Origin of the sequence: Ohtaekwangia sp. (genome assembly GCF_036786105.1) — a bacterium.
Taxonomy (GTDB): domain Bacteria; phylum Bacteroidota; class Bacteroidia; order Cytophagales; family Cyclobacteriaceae; genus Ohtaekwangia.
In genome coordinates, this window is sequence record NZ_DAIQRQ010000012.1 from 7,017 (window position 1) to 15,903 (window position 8,887).

Genomic DNA, 8,887 nt, shown 5'->3' on the forward strand with positions numbered 1-8,887 from the left:
TTATACACCTATAACAGCCTTGCAGGTAACATACCAGGCATGGTCAAAGCTGTATCGACTTTACCGCCACCTGATCTTTTTCTCCTATATATAAAACCGATGATCCTGGTAAGGCAAAGTCAACCTTACTGTCGTTAGGATTAAGTTATTCACTACGTTAATAAACCCACGGAACTCCATACTACTGCCCGTAAATAGTCGTTTTGAGGTCACTTTGTGATATTTAATAAGGCCAACGACCGATTTCTGGAAAATTTTCGTTTAGATTTGCCGCAGTATGAAAAGTGAAATGGAGAAAATGAAACCAATCGTGAGCCTTTTTCTGGAAGGCCTGATGCTGGTTTTTATTTTTGTCTATTCACAAAGCAACATCGGTCCCGATAAGCAGGACGTAGCCGATTCTCCTCTGAAAGGTATGGTGTCGCTGCATGAAATTATGTTGCGTTCGGGATGGTCTTCAGATGATACCGATGGCAAGATCATAACGCAGCAACCTTCTCTTCTTTCCTCTGTATTCCCACCAGCAACAACTGATACACCCCGTGAGCTGATCGCAATGAGCGATGCGCTCTTCATCAGTTCATTTGAACGAAATACTTTTTACATACATGCTGCTTACAACGTGCCGTAAGACCCGGTGACCTTGCTATTGTTGCGCTTTTGTAAAAAAAATCTACATCCAAGTCGAAAACTTATATATTTAAAATTCTTTGGCCAGAGGTACTGGCTAAGAGGCTATGATTTCAACAGCTTTTTTATTTGTTGACTTACTGAATCCGGAGGAGATAATCAAGTGGGGTGGTTTGGCACTATTACTCTTTATTATTTTTGCCGAAACAGGTTTGTTCTTTGGTTTTTTTCTTCCCGGTGACTCACTGCTTTTCATAGCCGGTATCCTGAGTGATACCGAGTACTTATCCGTTAACGTGTGGATGTTGGTACTGTTGCTTACCGTATGTGCGGTAGCAGGCACGTGTGTTGGGTATGGGTTTGGCCGGTGGGCAGAAAACTATTTGAAAAACAGAAAAGAAAATTTCTTTTATAAAAAGAAATACATGGAGGTAGCACAGGATTTTTATAAACGCTACGGCATGACAGCTTTTATTATGGGAAGATTTTTGCCCATTGTCCGCACATTCGTTCCTATATTAGCAGGCATGGTGCGGATCGATTTTGGGAAATTCTTTTTTTTCAATGCTGTAGGGGCAGCCACCTGGATTATTGTCATGGTGATGGCCGGGCACTTATTGGGGAATGCATTCCCGACAATAACAGAACACCTGGAGATAATTGTAGGAGGAATGGTACTAATCACTACGATTCCGCTCGTTATCTCCTGGCAGCGAAATAGAAACAGTTTCGGTAAAAATGAAGTGAAATAAGAACTGAATAAATATTTAATAATACCTGTGACTATTGCACACACTTTTAATTAATATACTAACGCAAAATTTCCTAAACTAAAAACCATTAACAATTAACATTCACTATGAAAACTACACAAACTTCTTCTTCTTCATCTTTAGCTGAGAGCCTGAAGTCTGGATTTGCGGCATCCGTGATCGTGATCGAACTTATTATAGGTTTTATTATATGGAACTATGTTCTGGGTGATCCTTCACACTTCCAGGGCGGTGATCCTGCAGGCCACCCAATTGAAGGTGACTTCCTCGGTATCTTCTACAAAGGTGGTTATCTCGTACCGCTGGCGATCGGCCTGTTGTTGATGGTGTTTACGTTCGCTATTGAGCGTGCTCTGACTATCAGCCGTGCAAAAGGAAAAGGTAACGTTAAGACTTTCGTACAACGCATTCGTTCACTCGTAGCAGGTGGCAACATTACACAAGCACTTGCTGAGTGCGATAAGCAAAAAGGTTCAGTAGCAAACGTAGTGAAGGCTGGTTTGACTAAATACAATGAACTTTCTACATCTGGCAGCAGCATCGAGCCTGAAAAGAAAATCGCTATGATCCAGAAAGACATTGAAGAAACTACTCAGCTTGAAATGCCTATGCTGGAGAAAAACCTTGTGATCCTGGCAACCATCGCTTCTATCGCTACACTGATCGGTCTGTTAGGTACTGTATTGGGTATGATCCGCGCGTTTGCATCTATGGCGCAAGCGGGTGCTCCTGACTCAGTAGGTCTCGCGAACGGTATCTCTGAAGCCCTTATCAACACGGCACTTGGTATCGGTACTTCCGCTATCGCGATCATTTTCTATAACCTGTTCACGAGCAAAATCGATGCATTGACTTATGGTATCGACGAGGCTGGTTACAGCATCGTGCAGAACTTTGCTGCTACACAACAAGGCAAGCACTAATAGTAATTATAAACGGATAAGTGACGTATGGGAAAAGTAAAAGTACACAGAGCATCTCCATCGCTGGATATGACGCCGATGGTGGATTTGGGCTTCCTGCTGGTGACGTTCTTTATGCTCACTGCCACAGCTGCGCCTGAAGAACCGGTGTCAGTAGATATGCCCTCGTCTGTTTCGGAAATTAAAATACCGGAGACGAACATTCTTTTGATTACGATTTCAAAAGAAGGTAAAGTTTTCTTTAGCATAGACGGTAAATACAATCGTGCCGACCTGTTAAAGAGAATGGGTGAACGCTATAACATTCAGTTCTCTGAAGAGGATGCTTCCAGATTTGCTGTAATGTCAAGCTTCGGATTACCCATTGGTAACCTGAAGCAGTATATCGACATGCCGCCAGATCAGCGCAAGAATGTAGAGCAGCCTGGTATACCGGTTGATTCATTGAACAACCAGTTGAAAGACTGGATCATCTTCTCGCGTATGACAAACCCTAGTTTGCGTATAGCGATTAAAGGTGACTCTGATTCAAACTACCCGGTGGTAGAGAAAGTGATCAACACGCTGATTGATAATAAAGTCAATCGCTTCAACCTGATCACAAACATGGAAAGAACTAAACCTTCATAACATTTAAACCCTACAAGAAATGGCAGAAGTAAGTCAAGGCGGTGGCGGTGGTGGTCATAAAAAAGGTGGTAAAGTCCGGGCAAAGAAATCCTCAACCAGGATTGACATGACGCCCATGGTGGATTTGGCCTTCTTGTTATTGACCTTCTTCATGCTTACCACGACTTTGAGCAAGCCTCAGACCATGGAGATTACCATGCCTGAGAAGCCCAAGCCGGAAGATAAGCTTCCGGAAGTAAACGAGAAGAAAGTAGTAACGCTCATTTTAGGAGCGAACGATAAGATTTATTGGTATCATGGCATTACCGATCCGAAAGTGGAGTTAACAGACTTTTCACCAAACGGAATCCGGAAAGTGCTGATGAAGGAGAACGCCGAGATTCCCGGCATGATTATTCTAATCAAGCCATCGGACGAATCGCGCTATAAGAACATGGTGGATATTCTGGATGAGATGAACATCACCAACATGCAGCGTTATGCATTGGTGCCGATCACCCCTACAGATAAGGAACTTGTAAAAGAATCGAACTTATGAAAGCAGAACAATTAACACCGCAGCGGTGGGAAGATATAGTCTTCGAATTCCGCAATAAGGAGTACGGTGCGTATGAGAACCGTAAGTCCTATTCGAAGCACGTAATACTCGCTGCTATCATAACCGTTCTGGCCGTAGCACTGGCACTGGCTGGTCCTGCAATCGCAGAATGGATTAAAGGACAGCAGGAAGAAGAAGCTCCTGTTTTGAAGACTGTGAAGTATACGGACCTCGCGCCACCTCCACCGATTCAAAACACGCCTCCTCCTCCACAGGTAAATATCCCGCCTCCAGTGAAGACGATCATCAAGTATCTTCCTCCGCAGGTAACGGATAAAGAAATTGTGGAAGAAGAAGAGATGCCAACCATTGAAGAAGTAAAACAAAACGATGTAGGTTCTGAGAACATCGAAGGTACAGGTGAAGTAGTTTTTGACGAGCCTGTGCAGGAAGTTGTTCAGGAAACTGAAAGCGATGAAGACAAGATCTTCATGGTGGTAGAGCAACAGGCTGAATATCCGGGTGGATTGGAAGCTATGGCAAAATTCCTCCAGAAGAACGTGAAGTATCCTGCCGCTGCCCGCAGAATGGGTATCGAAGGATCCGTATTCGTGAGCTTCGTGGTGGATAAAGAAGGTAAGATCAGCGATCCTCAGGTAGTAAAAGGTATTAGCGCAGAATGCGATAAAGAAGCGATCCGCGTTGTAAACCTGATGCCACCCTGGAAGCCTGGTAAGCAAAACGGCCGGTCTGTAAAGTCGCGTTTCGTATTGCCTATCAAGTTTAAGCTGGCAACCTGATGAAAACGGAATCAGATGAGTATAAGGTGACTGGTATGGATATGGTCATCAAATACTTTGGACTCATCATGGCAGTCGCCTATATTGGTATAGGCGCTGCCGTGATTACTCGCCCCGACATCATTAATATTCATGGACCTTATGCTCTGCCTTTAGGAATTCTTCTTATTGCGTATGGTTTATTCAGAGCATTTAAAGTGTACCAGCGATATTTTCAGAAGTAGATATGAAGATTGTTTTTCATAGTTTCATTATAACAGCATTAGTGCTTGGAGCCTGTACGCAGCGTGATAAAAAGGGTAAACCCCTGGATACGCCTACGTCAGGCTCCATTACTATTGCCATAGACGAGTCGTTAAAACCGTTACTCGATACAGAGCTCGATACATTTCATCAGCTCTACAAGAATGCACATATAAAAGTGATTTATACTTCCGAGGCGGATGCTATGACCAAGCTGTTGCAGGACACTGCGCGGATGGTGGTGGTAACGCGTAAACTCCGGAGTGAAGAAATGGAGACCTTCAAGGCACTCACTATCAAACCTCATCAGGTTACGGTGGCCAAAGAAGGCATTGCGCTGATTCTGAACCGTGCTACGCAAGACAGCTCGTTCACCATTAGCCAGATAAAAGATATTCTGACGGGCAAGATCACCAAGTGGAATCAGCTTGACCCGAAGGCGAAAGCTTCGCCCATTGAAGTTGTATTCGATCAGCCAACCTCTGGCATTCTCCGGTATCTGAAAGATTCGCTGCGCATCGATTCGCTGCCTGCCAACTGCTTTGCCGTGAAGAACAACCCCGCCGTGGTGGATTATGTTTCCAAGAAGGAAAATGCCATCGGGTTGATAGGGGTAAGCTGGATCAGTGACGCAGACGATTCTACCACCAATGCATTTACCAGTGCCATTCGCATAGCCGAACTTTCAAATGATGGCACGGAATATTTTCAACCTTACCAGGCTTACATAGCACAGAAGCAGTATCCTCTTGTTCGGGAGATCACCATGATTGGCCGTGAAACCCGTACCGGACTGGCCAGCGGCTTTATTGCCTTTGTAGCAGGCGAAAAAGGACAACGAATTGTCTTGAAAGCCGGGTTGGTGCCTGTTACAATGCCGATAAGAATTGTAGAAATTAATCGGCAACCCTTATTTTAGCAGTGCAATTTGCCTGCATTTTTATTCTCTGATTGTGATGAATCTGCAGGGAATGTGGATATGGCACCGTGTTTGATTACGTAACATCTAAACTATAAAATAAACTCATGAAAGAAGTACTGAAACGAGCATGGAGCGGAGGGATGTTTTTATTCCTGATCGCTGCTGCTACATTGGCTGTGGCCCAGGAAGCTCCTGCCGTAAAGCAGGCGCGCCAGCAAATGGAAATCGAGCAAACCAACAAAGCGGTTGCTACTATGACTGAAGCCGTAAAGGCTAATCCTGCCGATGCATCTTTACTCTATTACCTGGGGCTCGCACAAATTGCCAATGGTGAAAAAGAGAAAGCCGAAATATCTTTTCAGAAAGGTCTTGAAGTAAATCCAAAAGAAGCATTGAACCTTGCAGGTAAAGGGTACCTGCGTATGCTTGAAAATAATGTGACCGAAGCCAAGACGCAGTTGGATCAGGCATTGGCACAAACCAAATCCAAAAATGTTTCTGTGTTGAAGGCGGTGGCTATGGCTTACCTGGCCAACGATAAATTCACAAACGATGCGTTAACACTGCTTCAAAAAGCAAAGTCGATCAACAGTTCTGACTATGAAACATTCATTCTGTTGGGCGACACCTATACCAAGCTTGTAAAGGGTGGCGATGCAGTAAGTGCATTCGAAACTGCAGCATCACTGGACCCCAAGAGCGGAACTCCCCAATATAAAATTGGTGTAGTTTACCAGCGTTCCAAAAACCTGACGTCAGCAGAAGAGCATTTCAAAAATGCCATTGCTGCCGACCCGAACTATGCGCTGGCATACAAAGAACTTGGTGAATTATACTACAACCAGAAAAAGGCTGCCGAAGCGGTGAAAGCGTATGAGAAATATCTTTCATTAACAGAACGCCCTGAGCCTGCTAAACTTCGCTATGCATTCTTCCTCTTCATGGCAAAAGACTACAAGAAAGCTAACGCCATATTTGATGAGCTGCTGAAGCGTCCGGATGTATCGCCTACCGTATATAAGTATGCAGCGTATGCAGCCGTAGAATCTGGCGAGTTGGAAAAAGCTGAAAAACTGTTTGAGCAGTATTTCTCAAAAGCTCCTCAGGCCGATATACAGGCAAGCGACTATGTATACGTAGGAAAGATGTATCAGAAAGAAGGCAAAGATTCTTTAATGATCGTCAACTTCAAGAAGAGTCTTGAACTGGAAAAAAATGCCGAGATTGCTCAAAGTGTTGCAGATACTTTCTACAAACTGAAGAAATATCCTGATGCAATTGATTCTTATAAGCAATTGAGAGATATCAAAACCAAGCTTTCATCGCAGGATTTGTTCTCGTTGGGAAAAGCATATTACTACAACAAGCAGTTCAACGAAGCTGATACTACATTTGGTCAACTGGCAGAGCTGCAGCCAAACATTTCAACGGTATATGCCTGGAGAGCGCGATCTGTAGCCAACCTTGATCCGGATTTGAAACAATCTTTGGCAAAGCCTTACTTTGAAAAAGTAGTGGAGATAGGTGAAGCAAATCCCGATAAAAGCAAAGCTGACCTGATTGAAGCATATTCATATCTTGGCTATTACTATGATACCAAAGGCGACTTCAAAACCGCGAAGGCGATTTTTGAAAAGCTGAAGGCTATCGATCCTACCAACGAAAAAGCAATTGCATACCTGGATGCGATTAAGAAGGCACAGCAACAACAAAAGAAGCCAAAGCCTCAAGGTAGCCGTTAAATTCACGCAATAACTTTTTGAAAGCCCTCGTTCTAGTATAGATTTTTTACAGAGCTTTCAAGACATAAAACCTTATATATGGTAATAGTAGCAGTAATATTGCTACTATTGCCATTAAATAAAATCCCGCTTTCCCAATGTTCAGCATCCCGACTATCCTTTTACAGATCTCATCTGCACCGGATACCACTGCTATTACTACATCTGCTGCCGATTCTCTATCGCTGCTCGATATGGTTATGAAGGGCGGTGTTATCATGATTCCGATCGCTATACTGGGCTTCATTGCCACCTACTTCTTTTTTGAACGCTTCCTGTACCTCAACACGGTAACAAAAGAGAAGAAGGAGTTTGTAGCATCGATCAAGCAATACCTGAAGAATGCAGATATAAAAAGCGCACGCATGTATGCAGCACAGGATGGATCAGCCACCGGTAAAATCATACAGGTGGGCCTGGAACATATAGGCAAGCCGATGAAAGAACTGGAAAGTATGATGGAGTCTGCAGCCAACATTGAAGTAGCAGAGATGGAAAAGAACATGGGCTACCTCGGTATCATTGCAGGTGTGGCGCCTATGCTCGGGTTCATTGGTACTATTTCGGGTATCATTCACATCTTCTATAACATTTCGCAGACCGATAACATCACTATCGGTATTATAGCAGGAGGTTTGTATGAGAAAATGATCACCAGTGGTGCAGGGCTTTTTGTAGGTGTGATTTCCTATTGTGCTTATCACATTCTGCAACAACGCGTTAATATCTTCACGCTCAAAATGCAGAAAGATGTTTTCGATTTTATGCGTTCCATCCTTACACCTGAGTCATGAAGATCAGACACCGGAAACAGTTTGCCCATGAAGTAGCGACCTCCTCGCTCAACGATATCATGTTCTTTTTGCTGCTGTTCTTTCTGATCATTTCCACGGTTACTAACCCTGCCGTTATAAAAGTACCGCTCCCAAAATCGGGAGCTAACCAGAGCGTTAACCGTTCGCCCATTGCCCTGGTGGTAACGGAAGACAAACGTTATTATATCAACAAGCAGCAAGTGAGCTTCGATCAACTCGAGTCCACGCTCATTAAGCAGTGCGCAGGAATGCCCGATCCTACCGTGGTAGTACATATTCCGTATGGAGCATCTGTTCAGGAGCTTGTGAGCGTAGTAGAAATCGGTGCCAAGAACAAAATCAGAATGGTGCTTGCCACTGAAAAGCCGAAGTAGACAGTTGCTTTTATACACGTTGCGTTCATCCAACGGTACCTCTAATCAATTTTTAATTTACCGATCTCGTATAGCCCTGGTTATTTATAATCAATCTATATAATATCGATTGTGTTGATTAAACACAATTGCCGAATTTTAGTTTCCCTATACTTGCTCTCGTATTATCAACTTCCGCTATAGAGAGTTATAACCATCACTTATTCCTCAGGGAGAGATTGTGAACTTTCCATTGAAGCGATGTGTAATGTTTTCATAGAGATCGCCGCGAAAAACCTGTAAATTATTATTGGGCTTTTGTGGAGTTTGAAGGATAAAAAACGAAATTTACCGCATTCTAAATACGCTATGGAAAATCAGGATTTAGCTCAATACCTTCCGATCGCGTTGATGTTTCTGTTCGCCATGGGGTTCATCGTTGTAACGATGATTGCCACGCATGCACTCGGTCCGAAGCG

11 protein-coding genes are annotated in these 8,887 nt (G+C 43.7%); all 11 read left to right on the forward strand.

What is annotated here, in order from left to right; all coding sequences use genetic code 11:
• Positions 1–277: 277 nt before the first annotated feature.
• The 11 genes from V7Q33_RS07895 to V7Q33_RS07945 all read left to right on the forward strand — a co-directional run bounded on the left by V7Q33_RS07895 (position 278) and on the right by V7Q33_RS07945 (position 8,429).
• Positions 278–631 (forward strand): hypothetical protein, encoded by a 354-nt coding sequence (locus V7Q33_RS07895; protein WP_331975893.1) that lies wholly within the window; start codon positions 278–280, stop codon positions 629–631.
• A gap of 106 nt (positions 632–737) precedes the next feature.
• Positions 738–1,382, forward strand: a complete 645-nt coding sequence (locus V7Q33_RS07900) for a DedA family protein (protein WP_331975891.1) — start codon at positions 738–740, stop codon at positions 1,380–1,382.
• A gap of 107 nt (positions 1,383–1,489) precedes the next feature.
• Entirely contained in the window at positions 1,490–2,326 is an 837-nt protein-coding gene (locus V7Q33_RS07905; RefSeq protein WP_331975889.1) for a MotA/TolQ/ExbB proton channel family protein, read from the forward strand.
• A gap of 27 nt (positions 2,327–2,353) precedes the next feature.
• Positions 2,354–2,956, forward strand: a complete 603-nt coding sequence (locus V7Q33_RS07910) for an ExbD/TolR family protein (protein ID WP_333819493.1) — start codon at positions 2,354–2,356, stop codon at positions 2,954–2,956.
• 19 nt (positions 2,957–2,975) lie between these two features.
• Positions 2,976–3,494 carry an ExbD/TolR family protein gene (locus tag V7Q33_RS07915; RefSeq protein WP_331975885.1) on the forward strand — a complete coding sequence of 173 codons (519 nt, stop codon included), beginning with the start codon at positions 2,976–2,978 and terminating at the stop codon, positions 3,492–3,494.
• Positions 3,491–4,294 carry an energy transducer TonB gene (locus tag V7Q33_RS07920; RefSeq protein ID WP_331975883.1) on the forward strand — a complete coding sequence of 268 codons (804 nt, stop codon included), beginning with the start codon at positions 3,491–3,493 and terminating at the stop codon, positions 4,292–4,294. The genes V7Q33_RS07915 and V7Q33_RS07920 overlap by 4 nt, the downstream gene beginning before the upstream one ends.
• Positions 4,294–4,518, forward strand: coding sequence for a hypothetical protein (locus tag V7Q33_RS07925; RefSeq protein ID WP_331975881.1), 225 nt, complete (start codon positions 4,294–4,296; stop codon positions 4,516–4,518). Before V7Q33_RS07920 ends, V7Q33_RS07925 begins: the two co-directional genes overlap by 1 nt.
• A 2-nt stretch (positions 4,519–4,520) precedes the next feature.
• A complete protein-coding gene (locus tag V7Q33_RS07930) occupies positions 4,521–5,456 on the forward strand; it encodes a PstS family phosphate ABC transporter substrate-binding protein (protein ID WP_331975879.1) in 936 nt (311 codons plus the stop codon).
• A gap of 107 nt (positions 5,457–5,563) precedes the next feature.
• Complete coding sequence (locus V7Q33_RS07935) at positions 5,564–7,201, forward strand: tetratricopeptide repeat protein (RefSeq protein ID WP_333819494.1); 1,638 nt, start codon at positions 5,564–5,566, stop codon at positions 7,199–7,201.
• A gap of 137 nt (positions 7,202–7,338) precedes the next feature.
• On the forward strand, positions 7,339–8,034 hold the full coding sequence (locus V7Q33_RS07940) for a MotA/TolQ/ExbB proton channel family protein (RefSeq protein ID WP_333819495.1): 696 nt from the start codon (positions 7,339–7,341) through the stop codon (positions 8,032–8,034).
• Positions 8,031–8,429 carry an ExbD/TolR family protein gene (locus V7Q33_RS07945; RefSeq protein WP_331975873.1) on the forward strand — a complete coding sequence of 133 codons (399 nt, stop codon included), beginning with the start codon at positions 8,031–8,033 and terminating at the stop codon, positions 8,427–8,429. The genes V7Q33_RS07940 and V7Q33_RS07945 overlap by 4 nt, the downstream gene beginning before the upstream one ends.
• The last annotated feature ends 458 nt before the right edge of the window (positions 8,430–8,887 follow it).

Excerpts from the sequence above, each read along its gene's own strand:
- V7Q33_RS07920 (WP_331975883.1), top strand. The coding sequence starts at position 3,491 with ATGAAAGCAGAACAATTAACACCGCAGCGGTGGGAAGATATAGTCTTC.
- V7Q33_RS07905 (WP_331975889.1), top strand. The coding sequence starts at position 1,490 with ATGAAAACTACACAAACTTCTTCTTCTTCATCTTTAGCTGAGAGCCTG.
- V7Q33_RS07900 (WP_331975891.1), top strand. The coding sequence starts at position 738 with ATGATTTCAACAGCTTTTTTATTTGTTGACTTACTGAATCCGGAGGAG.
- V7Q33_RS07915 (WP_331975885.1), top strand. The coding sequence starts at position 2,976 with ATGGCAGAAGTAAGTCAAGGCGGTGGCGGTGGTGGTCATAAAAAAGGT.
- V7Q33_RS07940 (WP_333819495.1), top strand. The coding sequence starts at position 7,339 with ATGTTCAGCATCCCGACTATCCTTTTACAGATCTCATCTGCACCGGAT.
- V7Q33_RS07925 (WP_331975881.1), top strand. The coding sequence starts at position 4,294 with ATGAAAACGGAATCAGATGAGTATAAGGTGACTGGTATGGATATGGTC.
- V7Q33_RS07910 (WP_333819493.1), top strand. The coding sequence starts at position 2,354 with ATGGGAAAAGTAAAAGTACACAGAGCATCTCCATCGCTGGATATGACG.
- V7Q33_RS07930 (WP_331975879.1), top strand. The coding sequence starts at position 4,521 with ATGAAGATTGTTTTTCATAGTTTCATTATAACAGCATTAGTGCTTGGA.
- V7Q33_RS07945 (WP_331975873.1), top strand. The coding sequence starts at position 8,031 with ATGAAGATCAGACACCGGAAACAGTTTGCCCATGAAGTAGCGACCTCC.
- V7Q33_RS07935 (WP_333819494.1), top strand. The coding sequence starts at position 5,564 with ATGAAAGAAGTACTGAAACGAGCATGGAGCGGAGGGATGTTTTTATTC.
- V7Q33_RS07895 (WP_331975893.1), top strand. The coding sequence starts at position 278 with ATGAAAAGTGAAATGGAGAAAATGAAACCAATCGTGAGCCTTTTTCTG.